Origin of the sequence: Kitasatospora sp. NPDC018058, from assembly GCF_044327205.1 — a bacterium.
GTDB lineage: Bacteria > Actinomycetota > Actinomycetes > Streptomycetales > Streptomycetaceae > Kitasatospora.
Map to the genome: position 1 here is coordinate 89,753 of NZ_JBIRFA010000008.1, position 18,523 is coordinate 108,275.

Genomic DNA, 18,523 nt, shown 5'->3' on the forward strand with positions numbered 1-18,523 from the left:
AGCCCGGGCGAGTCCAGGGCAGGAACTCCGGCCGTCCGCGCAGGTTTTGCCCCGGATCCGACACAACATGGGCATAATCGCGCGCATGACGATCAACCGTGCGAACGTGAGCGCGATTGCCCAGGACCTGTACGTGTGGCTCCCCCCGAAGCGGGGCTGGGGCCTGGCCAACTGCGGCCTGCTGGCCTCCGACACCACCGCGCTCTGGATCGACACCCCGTACGATCCCTCGCTGGCCGGGGAGTTCCTCGCCGCGAGCCGGCGCCTGCTGCCGACCGGGGTGGAGATCGACCGGGTGGTCGTCACCCACGCCAACGGCGACCACCTGTGGGGCGCCGGGGTGCTCCCGGACGCCGAGGTGATCGCCACCCGCGAGGCGCTGGACCACATCCACTGGGAGCCCTCCCCGCAGCAGCAGCACGCGCTGATCGCCAACAGCGACCCGGACTCCCCGCTCGGCGGCTACCTGCGGGAGCACTTCGGGGTCTTCGACTGGTCCGAGACCGAGCCGGTGCACCCGGACACCGTCTTCACCGGCGAGCTGGAGCTCAAGGTCGGCCGCTACCCGGTGCAGATCACCAGCCTGCCCGCCGCCCACACCGGCGGCGATCTGATGGTCCACCTCCCGCACCAGCGCGCGGTGTTCACCGGCGACGTGATCTTCTCCTCGACCCCCGAACAGCCCGGCGACCACCCCTCGCACTGGGCCGGACCACTGGCGAACATCATCGGAGCCTGCGAGCAGGCCCTCGCCACCGGCGCCGAGATCTTCGTCCCCGGCCACGGCCCGGTGCTCGACCGCGACGGCGTCCAGCAGCACATCGGCTACCTCGACTACGTCCGCGAGCGCGCCCACGCCCTGCACGGCGCCGGGATACCCGCGCTGGACGCCGCCCGGCGGGTGATCGCCGAGCAGCGCCACCCCGAACTCGGGCTGCCCGAGCGGCTGGTGCTCACCGTCGCGGCCGAGTACCGGCACCTGGACGGCTCCGACAAGCCCGGCATCCTGGAGTCGATGGGTCAGGTCGCCCTGGTGGCCCGCGAACTGGCCGAGGACACCGCCCACATCCCGCAGCCCCGCTCCGGCCGGAACTGACACTCCGGCCGGACCCGATCCCCGGGCGAGGGCCCGGGGCGGCAGGCCGGGACGCCCGAGGACAGCCCAGGACAGCCAGGACACCCGAGGACTCCGAGGACTTCGATGACGCTGATCGCGCTGATCGCCCTGGCGCTGGTCGCCGCCGCGGCCACGGTCGTACTCTCCCGCGGCCGGGCCCAGGCCGTCGTTCGGGCCACGGCCGCCGAGACCGCCCGCGCCCACGACGAGGAGCGCGCCCGCGCCGCCGAGGCCGGACTCGCCCGCGCCGAGGAGGAGTCGCGCGAATCCCGGGAGGCCGCACGGCAGTCCGCCGAGCAGGCCCGGCGGGCCGAGGAGCACCGCCGGGCCGCCGAGCAGCGGGCCCGGGAGGCGGACCAAGCCGCCCGGGAGACGGAGCAGCGGGGTGCCGCCGCGACCACCCGCGCCGAGGAGGCCGAGCGCCGGCTGGCCGCCGCCGAGCAGCGCGCCGCCGCCCTGCTCACCGAGATCGGCCACCTCGCCCAGGAGCGGGTCGCCGGCACCGCCGTACGGCTGACGCACGCCAACGCCCCGCTGGTCGGCCCGCTCGACCCGCAGGCCGTCGGCCCCGAGGCCGTCCGGGCGCTGCAGTCCGTCCTGGACGCCGCCACCGCCGCCCTCGCCGACGAGCGCGAGCGGGTCGACGCCGCCGCCCGGGCCGCCATGCGCGGCGCCACCTCCCGGATCCAGACCCTGCTGTACCAGATCCAGAGCCTGGTCCAGCAGCTCCAGGACGACAACGACGACCCCCGGCTGCTGGAGGTCGACTTCCGTAACGAGGTCGCGCTGCGCCGGATCCAGACCGTCGCCGTGCTCTGCGAAGCCTGGCCGGGCCTGGCCCGCACCGACTCCCCGCTCACCGAGGTGGTGGTCGGAGCGCTCTCCCGGGTGCCCGGCTACGCCCGGATCAAGGTCGCCAACCACCTGCGGGAGCAGCGGCTCGCGGCGGTCGCCCGGGCCGCCGAGCCGATCGCCATCGCGATCGCCGAACTGCTCGCCAACGCCACCGCCTACTCCCACCCGGAGACCGACGTCCCGGTCACCGTCCAGCAGGGCGGCCGCGGCGCACTGGTGATCATCGACGACAGCGGCATCGGCATGGACGAGGACCAGCTGCGCCGGGCCCGTCGGCTGCTGGCCGGCCCGCCGGACGTGCTGCTCACCGAGCTCGGCAATCCGCCCAAGACCGGCTTCGCGGTGGTCGGCAAGCTGGCCCGGCAGTACGGGTTCACCTGCCACATCGAGCCCTCGCCGTACGGCGGCATGCGGACCATCCTGCGGATCCCGGCCGCGCTGGTGACGGTGGTGGACGACGGGCAGCCGCTGTCGGTGCTCACCCCGCTGCCGCTGCGCGCCGGCGGCGGCCCGGCGCCGGCGCCCACCGTCCAGACCGTGCCGGTCCCGGCCGGCCCGGTTCAGGCGGTCGCGCCGATGCGCGACGCCGACGAGCAGGACGGGCCGGTGCTCGCCGACCGCCACAATCAGCCCGGCCCGCTCCGGGCACCGGCCGTCCACGTGGTGCCCGGCCCGGCCGTGGAAGCCCCCGCCGCGACGGTCGACGGCAGCGGCCTGCCCACCCGGCGCCGCCGCCGTCCGATCGCGCCGGAGGAGCCCGCGGGGGAGCCTGCCGGGGAACCGGGTGGACCCGCGGCCGGACCGCACGCCCGCACCCCCGAGCGAGCCGCCGCCCACTGGCAGGCCCTGCAGCAGGGAACCGGCTCCGGCCGGGCCACCGTGGCGCGGGCCGCCCGCGAGAGCGCCGTACCCGAAGAACCCGGCACCACCGGTGGGCACACCACCGGCCCGACCTTAGAAGGAGCCGAGCAGTGAGCAGCTCGCCCAGTCCGACCGCCACCGACGAGATTTCCTGGGTGCTGAACCCGCTGCTGGAGCTTCCGGGGGTGCTGCACGCGGTCGTCGCCACCGGCGACGGACTCGTCGAGGCCGCCTCCGACGGCCTCGGCCGGTCCTCCGCCGAGCGGGTCGCCGCGATGACCGCCACCGTGCACGCCGCCGCCCGCGCCTTCACCACCGCCTTCACCGACGCCGAACGGCCGCGACTGGCCCAGACCGTGGTGGAGTCCGACCTCGGCTACGCCGTCGTCGTCCCCGCCGGGGAGAACACCTCGCTCGCCGTGTTCACCGCCCCGGACGCCCAACTCGGCAACGTGGCCTACCAGATGCAGCTCCAGGTCGCCGCCCTGGGCCGCGCGCTCGCCAGTCCGTCCCGGCGGCAGGACCCCACCGCAGGGTCATGAGCGAGCGATGGGGGTACCTCCGGCCGGAGGCTGGGGGAGAGCGAATCGTCAAAAGGCGCGCGTGGGTGAACGCCCCTGCCGAGCGGTGGGGGTACCCCCGGCCGGAGACCGGGGGAGAGGCGGGCGCATGAACGCCGTCCCCCGCAGGCGGATGGTGCCCGCCTACCTGGCCACCGGCGGCCGCAGCCGCCCCGGCACCGAGGGCTTCGAGCGGCTGACCGTGCTGTTCGCCGACCGGTCCGACCGCGCCGAACCGCCGACCGAACTCGAACCCGAACACCGCCGGCTCTGGGAACTGCTGCGCCCCGGCGCGCTGACCGTGGTGGAGGCCGCCGCGCACCTGCGCCTGCCGGTCAGCGCCACCGTCTTCCTCGCGGCCGATCTGGTCGAGGCGGGCTGCCTGCACGCCCGCGCACCGATCCCGCGCGCCCAGCAGACCGACCGCTCCATCGTCGAGAGGCTCCTCGTTGGACTCCGTGCGCTCCGGTGACCGGGCCGGCTCCCCCGAGGGGCGGCCGAGCCGGGTGGGCTACCTGACCGACCGGGACCAGACGCTGATGAAACTGGTGGTCGCCGGCCCGTTCGGGGTCGGCAAGACCACACTGATCCGGACCCTCTCCGAGATCGCCACCCTGCACACCGAGGAGGCGATGACCGAGACCGGACGGCCGGTGGACGACCTGGCCGGCCTGCCGGAGAAGTCCACCACCACCGTCGCGGTGGACTTCGGCCGGCTCACCCTGCCCGGCAACCTGGTGCTCTACCTGTTCGGCACGCCCGGCCAGCGCCGCTTCTTCCCGCTCTGGCAGGACATCGCCCGCGGCGCCCTGGGCGCCCTGGTGCTCGCCGACACCCGCCGACTGGCCGACTCCTTCGAGATCATGGACATGGTCGAGGAGCAGGGCCTGCCGTACGCCGTCGCCGTCAACCGCTTCCCGGACTCCCCGAACCACCCGGTCGAGGTGCTGCGCGCCCACCTGGACCTGCACGCCGCCACCCCGCTGCTGATCTGCGACGCCCGCGAGCGCGGCAGCAGCCTCGACGCGCTGATCGCTCTGGCCGAGCACGTGCTCGACACCCTGCCCGCCGCCTCCACCGCCGCCCGGGAGCGCCCGTGACCGTCGAGACCCGCCCCACCCCGATCTACGGACCGGTCTTCGCCGCCGACCCGCAGCTGGTGTACGAGCGGCTCCGCCGCCACGGCGCGGTCGCCCCGGTGGAGATCGCACCCGGCGTGGACGCCCTGCTGGTCACCGACTACCAGGCCGCCCTGGACCTGCTGCGCGACACCGACACCTTCTCCAAGGACTCCCGCGCCTGGCAGCGGACGATCCCGCCGGACTCCCCGCTGCTGCCGGTGCTCGGCTACCGCCCCACCGCCCTGTTCAGCGACGGCGGGACCCACGCCCGCTACCGCGCGGTGATCACCGACGGCCTCGCCCTGTTCGAGCCGCACCGGCTGCAACGGCAGGTCGCCGAGACCGCCCACCAGCTGATCGACCGCTTCGCGGCGGTCGGCCGCGCCGACCTGATCGCCGAGTACGCCCGCCAGCTGCCCGCCTTCGTGCTCACCACCTGGTTCGGCGTGCCCGAGGAGCACCACGTCCGGGTGGTCGCCGCGATCACCGGGCTGATCGAGTCCACCGCGCGGGCCGGCGCCGCCTACGGGGATCTCGTCGGGGTGGTCACCGCGATGGTCGCCGAACGGCGCGAGCGCCCCCGGCGCGACCTCGCCTCCTGGTTCGTCACCCACCCGGTCGGGCTGGACGACGACGAGGTGATCCGCCAGATCACCCTGACCATGATCGCCGGGCACGAGCCGACCACCAACCTGATCGGCAACGCCCTGCTGCGCCTGCTCACCGACGCCCGCTACGCCGGCTCGCTGTTCGGCGGCGCGATGACCGCCCACCAGGCGATCGACGAGGTGCTCTGGCACGAGCCGCCGATGGCCAACCTCTCCGCCCACTACCCGCGCTACGACATCACCTTCCACGGCCGGGAGATCAAGGCCGGCTCGCTGGTGCTGGTCTCGTACGCGGCCGCCAACTCCCAGGCCGCGCCGGCCACCGACGGCGCCGAGCTGCGCAGTGGCGAGAGCGCCCACCTGGCCTGGGCGGCCGGCCCGCATGCCTGCCCGGCCCGCGACCCGGCCCTGCTGATCGCGATCACCGCGATCGAGCAGCTGACCAGCCGGCTCAGCGACCTCGAACTGGCCACCCCGGCGGGTGAGTTGCTCTGGCGTCCGGGTCCGTTCCACCGGGCCCTGGTGCACCTGCCGGTCCGCTTCGCGCCGCTGGCCGGATAGCCGGAAGGCCCGGACGATCACCGTCCGGGCCTTCCGCCGCCCGTCCTACTCGGCCGGCCGCAGCGTCAGCGAGATGCTGTTGATGCAGTAGCGCTGGTCGGTCGGCGTCCCGTAGCCCTCGCCCTCGAAGACGTGCCCCAGGTGCCCGCCGCAGCGGGCGCAGCGCACCTCGACCCGGCGCATGCCGAGCGAGTCGTCCTCGATGTACTCGACCCGGTCCTCCGCCAGCGGTGCGTAGTACGAGGGCCAGCCGCAGTGGCTGTCGAACTTGGTCTCGGAGCTGAACAGCTCCGCCCCGCAGGCCCGGCAGCTGTAGACGCCGACCGTCTTGGTGTCGGTGTACTCGCCGACGAACGGGCGCTCGGTGCCCGCCTCGCGGAGGACGTGGTACTCCTCGGGGCTGAGCTGGGCGCGCCACTCGGCCTCGGACTTCTGGATCTCGTAGCTCATCACGACTCCCGCTCGGCGTACGTCAGACGTTGGAGGCAACGTTCGCGAGGTGCTTGAGAATTTCTGGCCCGAGGTTGGTGACGTCGCCCGCGCCCATGGTGAGCAGCAGGTCGCCCGGGCGGGCCAGCCCGGCCAGCAGGGCGGGGGCGGCGGCGAAGTCGTGCTCGGCGGTGACGTCGGCGCCGGCCCGGCGGGCGGCGTCGATGATCAGCTCGCTGGTCACGCCCGGGATCGGGTCCTCACGGGCCGGGTAGATGTCCAGCACCACCGAGGCGTCGGCCAGCGCGAGGGCCCGGCCCATCTCCTCGGCGAGCTGCTGGGTGCGGCTGAACAGGTGGGGCTGGAAGACCACCAGGACGCGGCCCTCGCCGTCCACGGCCTCGCGGATCGCCTCCAGGTCGGCGGTCATCTCGGTCGGGTGGTGGGCGTAGGAGTCGATCACCTGGACACCGGCCGCCTCGCCCTTGAGCTGCAGCCGGCGGCGCACGCCGGTGTAGGTGCCGATCGCCTTGGCCAGGTCGGCGGCCGGGACACCCAGCGCGACACCGGCGGCCAGCGCGGCCACCGCGTTGTGGGCGTAGTGGCGGCCGGGGACGGAGACGGTGAAGGCCAGCTCGGCGCCGTCCAGCAGCACGGTGACCTCGCTGGTCATGCCGCAGGCGACCACCGAGAGCACCCGGACGTCGGCGTCCTCGGCGGAGCCGACGGTCACCACGTTGAGCCCCTCACGGCCGGCCACCCGGGCGGTCAGCTCGCGGGCGCCGTCGTGGTCGGCCGAGACCACCAGGGTGCCGCCGGGGGGGATCCGGCCGACGAAGGTCTCGAAGGACTCGTAGATCTCCTCGATCGAGGCGTAGTTGGCGTGGTGGTCCAGCTCCACGTTGAGCACGATCGCCACCTCGGGCGCGTACTTGTGGAAGCTGCGGTCGCTCTCGTCGGCCTCGGCGACGAAGATCTCGCCGACGCCGTGGTGGGCGTTGGAGCCGGGCGCGTCGAGGTCGCCGCCGATCGCGTAGGACGGGTCCAGGCCCAGCTCGCCGAGGGCGACGGCCAGCATGCTGGTGGTGGTGGTCTTGCCGTGGGTGCCGGCCACCGCCAGCGCCCGGCGGCCGCCCATCAGCGCGGCCAGCGCGTCGGAGCGGTGCACCACCGGGATGCCGCGCTCGCGGGCGGCGGCCAGCTCCGGGTTGTCGGCTCGGATCGCGCTGGAGACGACCACGCTGCTGGTGTCGTTCGGCACGTGCTCGGCGGCGTGGCCGACGTGCACCGTCGCGCCGAGGGCGCGCAGCGCGAGGACGGTCTCGGACTCCTTGGAGTCGCTGCCGGAGACGCTGGCGCCGCGCACTGCGAGGATCTTCGCCAGACCGGACATCCCGGCGCCGCCGATGCCGATGAAGTGCGGGGCGTGCAGGTCGTGCGCGGCGTCGTTCAAGGCGTGGCTCCGTACGGGCTATGGGCCCCTCCTGCCCGGCGGCGGGCAAGGGTGGGGCTGGTGGGCAGGTGGGTCCGGCGATGTGCGAATCGTCCTCGCGGGCGGACCGCAAGGACGATTCTGCACCACCGGCGCGCGGAGCTAGGAGTCGCTGGCGAACAGCCTCAGCACCGGGACCCCCACCTTGTGCCGGGCCTGGGAGGCCCAGTCGCGATGGAAGAACTCCTCCACGAAGTGCGGTGAGGTGAGCACCACCACCTCGTCCGCCTCCTGCTGCCCGACCACCTCGCGCAGCCGGTCCAGCGGCTTGTCCCCGACCAGTTCGCCGACCGCCTCGGCCCCGGCCTGGCGCAGGTGGCGCAGGCTGTGCTCCAGCGATTCGCCGGCCACGGTCGGGCTGCTCTCGGACTCGTCGTGCTCGTGCACCACCTTGTCGAGGTGGCCGAGGGCGACGTCGTCCAGCGCCCGCAGCAGTTCGTCCTGCTTGCCGCGCGGCTGCATCAGGACGACGAAGGACACCTTCTCGTCGCTGTGGAGCGTCGTGACGAGCTCCACGTCCGCGTCGGAGAGAGCCTTTTCGATCATCAGTACCGTCTTGAACACGTGAGTCCCTTCCAGTGGCCGACCCCCGGGCCCCGGCATCGCATAACGGGAACACGATCGGGGGGTCACGGGGTCATCGAACCCAGGTGACGCAAGTAGCGGGTGAAGAGGAATCCTTTCTGCTCGATCAATGAGACCAGCCGCATCCGTTGCACGTCAGGCATTTCCGCATCGTGGATGATGCGCGGCGCGCCGCCGCCCGTGATCAACGGGGCCAGCGACAGGCACAGCTCGTCCAGCAGACCCGCGGCCGCCAGCTGTCCGAGCAGCCGCGGGCCGCCCTCGCTCAGCAAGCGGGTCCAGCCCCGATCCGCCAGGGCCGCCACCCCCGCCCGCAGGTCCACCGAGCCCCGCCCGGCGAGCACCAGGTCGGCCACCTCGGCGACCGCCCGCCGGCGCTCCTCGGGAGCGTCCTCGACGGTGATCACCACCGTCCTGACCAGCGGTTCCGTGAACAGCGGCGCGCCCAGGTCGAGGTCCAGCGAGCGGCTCACGATCGCGATCGCCGGGGCCGGGGCCTGCCCCGCCGCGGCCCGCGCCGAGGCGAACTCCTTCCGGGCCCGGGCCGGCCGGTAGCCCTCCGCGCGGACCGTCTCGGCGCCCACCAGCACCACGTCCGACAGGGCGCGCAGCACACCGAAGATCCGCTTGTCCGCGTCACCGGACAGGCCCTCGGACAGACCGTCGAGCTTCGCCCCGCCGTCCAGGCCCGCCACCATGTTGGCGCGCAACCAGGGACGCCCCTGATTCACCTGGTCGGGGTACGCGTAGACGGCGGCGAGCGACTTCAGCGCGGCCGGATCGGCGACCGGCTCGCCCAGCGGGCTGATCAACTGTTGCATGCCCTCAGTGTTCCACCGCTGGGCCGTCCGGGGCCGTCCGGAGGCGGGTCGGGGCCGGTTCGGCGCAGGTTCCGGGCTGGTTCGGAGCCGGTTCGGAGCCGGTTCGGGGGCCGCGGGCACCAGGCGTACCCTCTACAGATGTGCCCGCAGCCTCCCGCCCCGCCACCGCGACCGAGTCCATAGCCGCCGCGAGCCCGGCCGGCAACCCGATCGCGCTCACCGACCGCCGCCCCGTCGTGCCCGCCGAGCGGCTGGTCGCCGAGATGGTCCCGCCGCCCCGGTTCGCCGACGTGAGCTTCGGGACGTACATCCCGGACCCGACCCAGCCCAGCCAGTACGAGGCCGTCCAGGTCCTGGAGCAGTTCGCGGGCACCCTCGGCGGAGGAAACGGTTCCGCGCCCAAGCGCAGCTGGTTCCGCCGCTCCGCCCCCGTGCCCACCGGCCCGGCCGGGGTCTACCTCGACGGCGGCTACGGCGTCGGCAAGACCCACCTGCTCGCCTCGCTCTGGCACGCCGCCCCCGGCCCCAAGGCCTTCGGCACCTTCGTGGAGCTGACCAACCTGGTCGGCGCGCTCGGCTTCCAGCAGGCCGTCCAGACCCTCTCCGGGCACACGCTGCTCTGCATCGACGAGTTCGAACTGGACGACCCGGGCGACACCGTCCTGGTCTCCACCCTGCTCGGCCGCCTGGTCGAGAACGGCGTCAAGCTCTGCGCCACCTCGAACACCCTGCCGGAGAAGCTCGGCGAGGGCCGCTTCGCCGCCGCCGACTTCCTGCGCGAGATCCAGGGCCTGTCCGCGCACTTCCGCCCGATGCGGATCGACGGCCAGGACTACCGCCACCGCGGCCTGCCCGACGCCCCGCCGCCGTACACCGACGAGACCGTCGGGGCCGTCGCCGACCGCACCCCCGGCGCCTCGCTGGACGACTTCGACGCCCTGCTCGCCCACCTCTCCGCCGTCCACCCCAGCCGCTACGGCGCGCTGCTGGACGACGTCACCGCGGTCTGCCTGCGCGGCGTGCGGCAGGTCGACGACCAGTCCACCGCGCTGCGCCTGGTCGTCCTCGCCGACCGGATGTACGACCGCGAGCTGCCCATCACCGCCTCCGGCCTGCCCTTCGACCAGGTCTTCCCGGAGGACATGCTGCGCGGCGGCTACCGCAAGAAGTACCTGCGGGCCATCTCCCGCCTGGTCGCCCTGGCCCGGGACAGCGCGAAGAGCTGAGGCCGTAACCTCCGCCCCCCGGCCATTCGTTGCCCTCCTTGCGGGGCAAGGGGGCACATGACAGGTTCGAGGCACACGCGGCCTGACCGAAGCGGCCACTGTTGTCGGTGGTGGGTCGTACGGTGGAGTCGTGCGTCCCATCACGAGTATTGAGCGGTCCGTGGCGCCCTTCGAGGTCGTCAGTCCCTTCCAGCCGAACGGCGACCAGCCGGCGGCGATCGCCGAGCTGGAGCGGCGGATCAGGGGAGGGGAGAAGGACGTCGTGCTGCTCGGTGCCACCGGTACCGGCAAGTCGGCCACCACGGCCTGGATGATCGAGAAGCTGCAGCGCCCCACCCTGGTGATGGCGCCGAACAAGACGCTGGCCGCGCAGCTGGCGAACGAGTTCCGCGAGCTGCTGCCGAACAACGCGGTCGAGTACTTCGTCTCGTACTACGACTACTACCAGCCCGAGGCGTACGTCCCGCAGACGGACACCTACATCGAGAAGGACTCCTCGATCAACGAGGAGGTCGAGCGGCTGCGGCACTCGGCCACCAACTCGCTGCTCACCCGCCGCGACGTGATCGTGGTCGCCTCGGTCTCCTGCATCTACGGCCTGGGCACCCCGCAGGAGTACGTGGACCGGATGGTGCCGCTCAAGGTCGGCCAGGAGATCGACCGGGACGTGCTGCTGCGCCGCTTCGTCGACATCCAGTACGCGCGCAACGACGTGGCCTTCACCCGGGGCACCTTCCGGGTCCGCGGCGACACCATCGAGATCTTCCCGGTCTACGAGGAGCTCGCCGTCCGGATCGAGATGTTCGGCGACGAGATCGAGGCGCTCTACACCCTGCACCCGCTCACCGGCGAGATCATCAGCCAGGACGAGCAGATCTACGTCTTCCCCGCCTCGCACTACGTGGCCGGCCCCGAGCGCATGGAGCGGGCGGTCACCGGCATCGAGCAGGAGCTGGAGCAGACGCTCGCCAAGCTGGAGAAGCAGGGCAAGCTGCTGGAGGCCCAGCGGCTGCGCATGCGCACCACCTACGACATCGAGATGCTGCGCCAGATCGGCACCTGTTCGGGCGTCGAGAACTACTCGATGCACTTCGACGGCCGCGAGCCCGGTTCCCCGCCGAACACCCTGCTGGACTACTTCCCGGAGGACTTCCTCCTCGTCATCGACGAGTCGCACGTCACCGTCCCGCAGATCGGCGCGATGTACGAGGGTGACGCCTCGCGCAAGCGCACCCTGGTCGAGCACGGCTTCCGGCTGCCGTCCGCGATGGACAACCGCCCGCTGAAGTGGGAGGAGTTCCTGGGGCGGATCGGTCAGACGGTGTACCTGTCGGCGACGCCCGGCCCGTACGAGCTGTCCCGCGGCGACGGCCAGGTCGAGCAGATCATCCGCCCGACCGGCCTGATCGACCCCGAGGTGATCGTCAAGCCGACCGAGGGCCAGATCGACGACCTGGTGCACGAGGTCCGCAAGCGGGTGGAGCGGGACGAGCGCGTCCTGGTCACCACGCTGACCAAGAAGATGGCCGAGGACCTCACCGACTACATGCTCGGCCTGGACATCCGGGTCCGGTACCTCCACAGCGACGTGGACACCCTGCGGCGGGTCGAGCTGCTGCGCGAGCTGCGCGCGGGCCGGTTCGACGTGCTGGTCGGCATCAACCTGCTGCGCGAGGGCCTGGACCTGCCCGAGGTGTCGCTGGTGGCGATCCTGGACGCCGACAAGGAGGGCTTCCTGCGCTCCGGCACGTCACTCATCCAGACCATCGGCCGCGCCGCCCGTAACGTCTCCGGCCAGGTCCACATGTACGCGGACCGGATCACCCCCTCGATGGAGAAGGCGATCGAGGAGACCAACCGCCGCCGGGCCGTCCAGCAGGCCTACAACAAGGAGCACGGGATCGACCCGCAGCCGCTGCGGAAGAAGATCGGCGACATCCTGGACACCCTCGCCCGCGAGGACGTGGACACCGACGAGCTGCTCTCCACCGGCTACCGCGGCGCGGGCCAGAAGGGCGGCAAGGCCCCGGTGCCGATGCTGGGCTCGGAGCGCAAGCCCGCCAAGTCGATGCCGGCCGCCGAGCTGGCGGACCTGATCCAGGAGATGACCGACCGGATGCACACGGCGGCCGCCGATCTCCAGTTCGAGGTCGCGGCACGGCTGCGCGACGAGGTGAAGGAGCTGAAGAAGGAACTGCGGCAGATGCGCGAGGCCGGTGTGGCCTGACCCGTCCACCGGTGCGTCGGGCTCGGCCGGTTCCTGCACCGGTCAAGCCCGGCGGTGTCTCAGCCTTGCCACAAACCGGGTAACCCGGAGGAGTCGGGGGTGCCGCAGGCCCTAGGCTGGCCTGCGGCATCGCGCCCTCGGACGGGGCTGCGGGCCGTATTGCAGAGGGGGCCTCAGCCGGGGGACGGCGACGGGGTGTTCCACCGGGAGCCGTGCGGGTGTGACCGCGTGGCCGGCAGAGAGGACAACGTCGTGTCGGTGAACCTTGCCAAGGGGCAGCGGGTCAGCCTCCAGAAGGGGGCGGGCGGCACCCTGACCGTGGTCCGGATGGGGCTCGGCTGGCAGGCCGCCCCCAAGCGGGGCCTGTTCGGCAGCCGGACCAGGAAGATCGACCTGGACGCCTCGGCGCTGCTGTACGCCGAGAAGACCCCGTCCGACGTGGTGTTCTTCCAGCACCTGGAGTCCACTGACGGCTCGGTGCGGCACACCGGGGACAACCTGGTGGGCGGCACCGGTGCCGAGGACGACGAGGCGATCCTGGTCGACCTGCTGCACGTGCCGGCGCACATCACCCAGGTGGTGTTCACGGTCAGCTCGTACACCGGGCAGACCTTCGCCGAGGTGAGCCGGGCGCACTGCCGGCTGCTGGACGAGACCACCGGGGTGGAGCTGGCCCGGTACGAGCTGGCGGGCGGCGGGCCGCACACCGGGCAGATCATGGCCAAGGTCGTCCGGGACGGTAACGGCGGCTGGGAGATGCAGGCGATCGGCGCCCCGGCCAAGGGGCGGACCTTCCAGGACCTGCTGCCGGCGATCGAGCCGTTCCTCTGACGGTCCTTTACCTTTCTTTACCTTTCTTTGCCTTCCCTGTTACTCTCGATGGCAGCGGAGGGGAGTATTCCTCGATAGCCGACCCCGTCATCACGGGTGCCCGTCGTGGCACCCCGGGGCGCTGGCCCGATGGGCGGAAGAGACCTCCGGCAGTGACGACCTGTCTCGCCTAGCTGCCGGAGGAGCAGTCATGGACGTTTCCGTAACCATGTGGGTCACCACGATCGGTGTGCTGATCGCACTGGTCGTGGCCGACTTCTTCATCGGGGGGCGCAAGCCGCACGAGGTCTCGATCAAGGAGGCCGGGATCTGGACGGCCGTCTGGGTCGTGCTGGCGGTGCTCTTCGGCGGGTTCCTCTGGTGGCACTCCGGTGGGCAGCCGGCGGGCGAGTTCTTCGCCGGCTACATCACCGAGAAGTCGCTCAGTGTCGACAACCTCTTCGTGTTCATCCTGATCATGGGCAAATTCGCGGTGCCCAGGATCTACCAGCAGCGCGTGCTGATGTTCGGCGTGATCATCGCCCTGGTGCTCCGGGCGGCCTTCATCGCGGGCGGCGCGGCGCTGGTCTCCCAGTTCTCCTGGGTGTTCTTCGTCTTCGGCGGCTTCCTGATCTGGACCGCCTGGAAGCTGATCAAGGAGGCCCGGGCCGAGGAGGAGGACGAGGAGTTCGAGGAGAACCGGCTGCTGAAGTCGATCACCCGGCGCTTCCCCGCCACCGATGACTACCGAGGCGCCAAGCTGTTCATCCGGGAGAACGGCCGCCGGCTGATCACCCCGATGCTGATCGTCATGCTGGCGATCGGCACCACGGATGTGCTGTTCGCCCTGGACTCGATCCCAGCCATCTTCGGCCTCACCCAGGACCCGTACATCGTCTTCACCGCCAACGCCTTCGCCCTGATGGGCCTGCGCCAGCTGTACTTTCTGATCGGCGGCCTGCTGAAGAAGCTGGTTCACCTGAGCTACGGCCTGTCGGTGATCCTCGGCTTCATCGGCGTGAAGCTGGTCCTGCACGCCGCCCACGAGGCCGGCGCGCACGTCCCGGAGATCGGCATCCCGTTCTCGCTGGGCTTCATCGTGGTGGTCCTGGCCGTGACGACGGTGACCAGCCTGATGGCCTCCAAGAAGCAGGCCGAGCAGGCCGAGTGCGAGCCCGAGAAGCTCGACGCCTGAACGGGATAAGGAAGCTTTGGGGCCCAGCCGCCGGATGCGATCCGGCGGCGGGGCTCAGTTCTGTGGGCGACGGCCGTACTCGGCCACCCAGCGCGAGCCGAGCAGCACCGGTCTCGACCAGGCGATCGGTGGCCTGGTCGTAGTAAGTTGCACATCCCAAGTCTGACGTTGTGTCAGATTCGGCGCGCCGAACGGCCCTCGGGGACTGGTATGTTCCAGGAGTGAATCGCGACGCCAGCGCTCTCGTCTCCCACCTTGGACGGCCCCTGCGGCTGATCGTCACCGGCGGCGGAACGGGCGGGCACACCTATCCGGCCCTCACCGCGATCCGCACCCTGCGTTCACGGCTCGCCGAGGCCGGCAGCGCCCTGGACGTGCTGTGGATCGGCACCGCCACCGGCCTTGAGGCCAAGGTGACCGCCGCCGAGGACATTCCGTTCAGGACCGTCGCCACCGGGAAGATCCGGCGCAGTGCCAACCCGCTCAAGCTGGTGTCGCCCGCCAACGTCAAGGACATGGGCCGCGTCCCCCTTGGCGTCGCCCAGGCCCGCTCTGCGGTCGCCGCCTTCGCCCCGGACGTGGTGCTCGGCACGGGCGGCTACGTCGCGGTGCCGGTCGGGATGGCCGCCCGGATGTGCCACCGGCCGCTGGTCGTTCACGAGCAGACTGTCCGGCTAGGCCTGGGCAACCGAGCCCTGGCCCGGATGGCGACCCGCGTCGCGGTCTCCTCCGAGTCGACGTTGGAGTTCCTGCCTGAGGGTGCCCGAGCCACCGCCGTGGTCACCGGCAACCCGGTGCGGCCCGAGGTGCTGACCGGCCAGCCGGACAAGGCGGTTCAGGCGCTCGGCCTGTGGGGCTTCGACCGCTCCCGGCCGACCGTGTACGTCACCGGCGGCGCGCAGGGTTCCCAGCAGATCAACGGGTTGGTCAGCGAGATCCTGCCGTGGCTGCTCGGCCACGCCAACGTGATTCATCAGTGCGGCCCCAGCCACGGGACCGACCTGCGCGACCGCGCGGCCTCGCTACCGGAGCATCTGCGCGGCCGGTACCTGGTGACCGGCTTCGTCGGCCCGGAGCTGCCCGACGTGCTCGCCCTGGCGGACGTGGTGGTCTCGCGCAGCGGCGCGGGGACGCTGGCGGAGCTGACCGCCCTGGGCCGGGCGGCGGTGTTCATCCCGCTGGCGACATCGGCCGGGAACGAGCAGGAGCACAACGCCCGCCACCTGGCCGACGCCGGCGCGGCGGTCGCGCTGCTCGGCCGCGCCACTCCGGACACCCTGCGGGCCGCGATCGGCCCGCTGCTGACCGACCCGGCCCGCCGCGCGGACATCGCGCGGCGGGCCGCCGAGCACGGCCGTCCGGACGCCGCCGACCGGCTGGTGGACGTGCTGCTGTCGGTCGTGGACCGCTAGGCGTCCAGGTCCAGCAGGTGCCGGACGGCGCCCGCCTGGATGGTGGCCACACAGGATTGGTACGCCGTGTAGTCGCTCTCCCAGGGGTCGAACACGTCCTCGCCCGAGATGTACAGGCCGAGCTTCGGCTCATCCGGGGTGCCGTCTGTCATGGCCAGGAGCTCGGCGAGGACGGCATGGTCCATGGCCAGCACCACGTCGGCCCAGCCGAGCATGCGACGGTTGACCTTGACCGCACGGTGGTCGCGGATGTCGTACCCGGCCTCCTCGGCGGCCCGGATCGCGTTGCTGTGTGCCGGACCCCCGACATGGCGCTCGCGCAGGCCGGCCGAGCGCACCTCGACCTTCTGGCCGCCGATGTGCGCGAGCACCGCGGCGGCGATCGGCGAGCGGTTGTGGTTGCCCAGGCAGACCACCAGGATGCGATGGCGCTTCGGGTGTCGGAACTGGTCATCGCTCATCTTCGACTCCTTGGTGTCGGTCACGCGGTGGCCTTGATCGCCTCGGCGAGCGTGGCAACCGCGTAGCGGGCGCTGTCGTAGGTCATGGCGGGGTGGAACGGCAGGCCAAGGATCTGGCCGGCGACCCTGTCCGTGACCGGCAGGTTGCGGCGCCAGGCGGAGAAGCCGGGCTGGGTGTGATTGGGCGGGTAGTGCACGGCGACGCCGATGTTCCGCTCCCGCAGGTAGTGAAAGACCTTGTCCCGGTCCCGGTTCAGGCGCACCACGCAGTTGAACGGCACGGTGTTGGCCACGTCCACGTCGACCAGCTGGACGCCGTCCAAGCCGTCCAGCTCGGCCTGGTAGGTGCGCCACAGGTGCTGGCGCAGCGCGGCTACCTCGGTAAAGTGCTCCAACTGGGCGAGGCCGATCGCGGCGTTCAGCTGGGACATGTCGAAGCGCATCCCGGGGCCCTGGACCTCGTAGGAGGTCAGTGAGGCTCGGGCGTCCTTGGACTGGACGATGCCGAAAAGGCGCAGGCTGCGCAGGTTGTTGGCCTCCGTCCGGCTGCGGGGGATGATCGTGCCACCCTGCCCCGTGGTGAGGTTCTTGATCGGGTCGTGTGAGAAGCACGTCAGCACGCCCGGCACGGCGCCGACCATGGTCCCGTCCGGGTGGCGGGAGCCGAAGGCATGCGCGGCGTCCTCGATGATCTGGATGCCGCGCCGGGCCAGTTCGTCGCGGATCGGGGAGAGGTCAACGGCCCGGCCGCCGTACAGCACGGGCATCACGGCCTTGGTCTGCGGCGTCAGGGCTTCCAGCACGGTGTCCGCCGTGACGGCCAGAGTGTCGGGGTCGATCTCGGCGAAGCGGGGAGAGGCGCCGTTCCAGGTGATGGCCTGGACGCTGGCGCAGAAGGTGAGCGAGGGGACGATGACGTCGTCGCCGGGGCCGATGCCGACCGAGCGCAGCGCGAGGTGGAGCGCGGTGGTGCCGGAGTTCACGGCGACGGCGTCGTTCACGCCGATCAGGTCGGCGATGCCGGCCTCGAACTGGTCGGTGGCCGGGCCGTGCCCCCACTGGCCGCCAGGCAGGACGGTGGCCAGTGCGTCGGCCTCGGTGCCGTGCAGGAGCGGGGCGGCGTTGCGCTCGACGCCGGGAGGCGGGGTCTGGGTCAAGGCTGATCCTCCTTCGTCAGGCCGTGTCGGGGACGGCGCGGGGTTCGGTGGACATCACGGCGACGTACTTGGTGAGGAAGGTGCCGCTGCGGTAGGAAAGCCGCCGGTGGTCGATCGCTCGCTGGAAGAGCCCGTTCACAATTTGCTCGACCAAGTTGGCTCCGGCTTCCTCGGAGAGCAGGAACCCGGCGGCGAGCCGGGAGTTGATCTCGGTGATGACAACGCGGGGGTCGGAGCCTTCGGTGATGAAGCCCTGGACGTCGACCGGGCCGGTCGCGCGGATCGCCCGGATCACCTCGGTGACGCGCTTGGTGGCCTCGACGTCGTCGATCGTGACGGCGACCACCGACATGCCGGCCTGGACCATCAGGCGACGGCGCAGCACCACCGAGGCGCGGCCGTTGCGGTCCACCAGGCAGTCGGCGGAGAACTCGGCTCCGAGGACGCGCTGTTGGATGATCGGGTCGGGCACCAGCTCGCACAGCACGCGGGCCTGCTCGCGAGTGCGGCAGAAGTGGACGTTCTTGGAGCCCTGGCCCCGGCGCGGTTTGACGACCAGCTCAGTCCCCTCGGGGATCTCGTCGATCTGGTCGGGCAGCCAGGTTGCTGGGGTGGGCACCCGGCTGCCCAGCATCGCCCGGTGGAAGGCCCACTTGTCGCCTGCGGCGGTGACGGTGGCCATGTCGGGCAGCCACGTGCGGACTCCCGCGCGCTGGAGGTGGCCGCGCAGGTGGACCAGCTGGGGTAGCTCGTTCTCGACGCAGCACAGCAGGGCGTCCGGCTTGAGGTTGTGCACCAGTTCCATCAAGTCGGCGGCGAACAGCGGGCTGTCGGCGCGGGCGATGGTGCGGGCGCTGATGCCGGGGGTGAGCAGGCCCGGCGCGAGGGGATTGGAGTCGGTGCCGATCACTTCGTGGCCGAGCTTGCGGAGGGTGAGCGCCAGGTCGAGGCCGGGCGCGCCGCCGACGCCGGTCACCACGATGCGTCGAGGTTCCGCCGGGTTGGAGGTCTCCACGGGCCGGCCC

General features: G+C 72.0%; 18 protein-coding genes. 11 read left to right on the plus strand and 7 right to left on the minus strand.

The window, feature by feature from the left end:
- Positions 1-85 precede the first annotated feature (85 nt).
- The 6 genes from ACH4E7_RS13375 (at position 86) to ACH4E7_RS13400 (ending at position 5,683) form a co-directional block, all read left to right on the plus strand.
- Positions 86-1,096, plus strand: a complete 1,011-nt coding sequence (locus tag ACH4E7_RS13375) for an MBL fold metallo-hydrolase (RefSeq protein ID WP_396249177.1) — start codon at positions 86-88, stop codon at positions 1,094-1,096.
- A gap of 105 nt (positions 1,097-1,201) precedes the next feature.
- On the plus strand, positions 1,202-2,947 hold the full coding sequence (locus ACH4E7_RS13380; protein WP_396249178.1) for an ATP-binding protein: 1,746 nt from the start codon (positions 1,202-1,204) through the stop codon (positions 2,945-2,947).
- Positions 2,944-3,375, plus strand: coding sequence for a roadblock/LC7 domain-containing protein (locus tag ACH4E7_RS13385; RefSeq protein ID WP_396249179.1), 432 nt, complete (start codon positions 2,944-2,946; stop codon positions 3,373-3,375). Before ACH4E7_RS13380 ends, ACH4E7_RS13385 begins: the two co-directional genes overlap by 4 nt.
- 127 nt (positions 3,376-3,502) lie before the next feature.
- On the plus strand, positions 3,503-3,865 hold the full coding sequence (locus ACH4E7_RS13390; protein ID WP_396249180.1) for a DUF742 domain-containing protein: 363 nt from the start codon (positions 3,503-3,505) through the stop codon (positions 3,863-3,865).
- A complete protein-coding gene (locus ACH4E7_RS13395) occupies positions 3,843-4,493 on the plus strand; it encodes a GTP-binding protein (RefSeq protein WP_396249181.1) in 651 nt (216 codons plus the stop codon). Before ACH4E7_RS13390 ends, ACH4E7_RS13395 begins: the two co-directional genes overlap by 23 nt.
- Entirely contained in the window at positions 4,490-5,683 is a 1,194-nt protein-coding gene (locus ACH4E7_RS13400) for a cytochrome P450 (RefSeq protein WP_396249182.1), read from the plus strand. The genes ACH4E7_RS13395 and ACH4E7_RS13400 overlap by 4 nt, the downstream gene beginning before the upstream one ends.
- A gap of 45 nt (positions 5,684-5,728) precedes the next feature.
- On the opposite strand, the gene msrB is transcribed toward ACH4E7_RS13400, so the two are convergent.
- The 4 genes from msrB to ACH4E7_RS13420 all read right to left on the minus strand — a co-directional run bounded on the left by msrB (position 5,729) and on the right by ACH4E7_RS13420 (position 9,010).
- Complete coding sequence (gene msrB / locus ACH4E7_RS13405) at positions 5,729-6,133, minus strand: peptide-methionine (R)-S-oxide reductase MsrB (RefSeq protein ID WP_380614176.1); 405 nt, start codon at positions 6,131-6,133, stop codon at positions 5,729-5,731.
- 22 nt (positions 6,134-6,155) lie between these two features.
- Positions 6,156-7,565, minus strand: coding sequence for a UDP-N-acetylmuramate--L-alanine ligase (gene murC, locus ACH4E7_RS13410; protein WP_396249183.1), 1,410 nt, complete (start codon positions 7,563-7,565; stop codon positions 6,156-6,158).
- Positions 7,566-7,706: 141 nt separating this feature from the next.
- Complete coding sequence (locus ACH4E7_RS13415; protein WP_396249184.1) at positions 7,707-8,168, minus strand: indole-3-glycerol phosphate synthase; 462 nt, start codon at positions 8,166-8,168, stop codon at positions 7,707-7,709.
- 65 nt (positions 8,169-8,233) lie between these two features.
- Positions 8,234-9,010, minus strand: a complete 777-nt coding sequence (locus ACH4E7_RS13420) for a pyrimidine reductase family protein (protein ID WP_396249185.1) — start codon at positions 9,008-9,010, stop codon at positions 8,234-8,236.
- 179 nt (positions 9,011-9,189) lie between these two features.
- On the opposite strand from ACH4E7_RS13420, the gene zapE reads away from it, so the two are divergent.
- The 5 genes from zapE to ACH4E7_RS13445 all read left to right on the plus strand — a co-directional run bounded on the left by zapE (position 9,190) and on the right by ACH4E7_RS13445 (position 15,880).
- Entirely contained in the window at positions 9,190-10,236 is a 1,047-nt protein-coding gene (zapE, locus tag ACH4E7_RS13425) for a cell division protein ZapE (protein WP_396249370.1), read from the plus strand.
- A 130-nt stretch (positions 10,237-10,366) separates the two neighbouring features.
- Positions 10,367-12,463, plus strand: coding sequence for an excinuclease ABC subunit UvrB (gene uvrB, locus ACH4E7_RS13430; protein WP_396249186.1), 2,097 nt, complete (start codon positions 10,367-10,369; stop codon positions 12,461-12,463).
- A gap of 252 nt (positions 12,464-12,715) precedes the next feature.
- A complete protein-coding gene (locus tag ACH4E7_RS13435) occupies positions 12,716-13,294 on the plus strand; it encodes a TerD family protein (RefSeq protein ID WP_355672539.1) in 579 nt (192 codons plus the stop codon).
- A 190-nt stretch (positions 13,295-13,484) separates the two neighbouring features.
- Positions 13,485-14,468 carry a TerC family protein gene (locus tag ACH4E7_RS13440; RefSeq protein ID WP_396249187.1) on the plus strand — a complete coding sequence of 328 codons (984 nt, stop codon included), beginning with the start codon at positions 13,485-13,487 and terminating at the stop codon, positions 14,466-14,468.
- Between the two features lie 221 nt (positions 14,469-14,689).
- Positions 14,690-15,880, plus strand: coding sequence for a UDP-N-acetylglucosamine--N-acetylmuramyl-(pentapeptide) pyrophosphoryl-undecaprenol N-acetylglucosamine transferase (locus ACH4E7_RS13445; RefSeq protein WP_396249188.1), 1,191 nt, complete (start codon positions 14,690-14,692; stop codon positions 15,878-15,880).
- On the opposite strand, the gene ACH4E7_RS13450 is transcribed toward ACH4E7_RS13445, so the two are convergent.
- From ACH4E7_RS13450 to ACH4E7_RS13460, 3 genes are read right to left on the minus strand one after another with little or no spacing between them, the layout of a single operon-like run.
- Positions 15,877-16,341, minus strand: a complete 465-nt coding sequence (locus ACH4E7_RS13450) for a low molecular weight phosphotyrosine protein phosphatase (RefSeq protein ID WP_396249189.1) — start codon at positions 16,339-16,341, stop codon at positions 15,877-15,879. The two genes, ACH4E7_RS13445 and ACH4E7_RS13450, sit on opposite strands and share 4 nt — an antisense overlap.
- Before the next feature lie 20 nt (positions 16,342-16,361).
- Positions 16,362-17,498: a DegT/DnrJ/EryC1/StrS family aminotransferase gene (locus tag ACH4E7_RS13455; RefSeq protein ID WP_396249190.1), complete on the minus strand. Its 1,137-nt coding sequence runs from the start codon at positions 17,496-17,498 to the stop codon at positions 16,362-16,364.
- 16 nt (positions 17,499-17,514) lie between these two features.
- Positions 17,515-18,513, minus strand: coding sequence for an ATP-grasp domain-containing protein (locus tag ACH4E7_RS13460; protein ID WP_396249191.1), 999 nt, complete (start codon positions 18,511-18,513; stop codon positions 17,515-17,517).
- Positions 18,514-18,523: the final 10 nt, after the last annotated feature.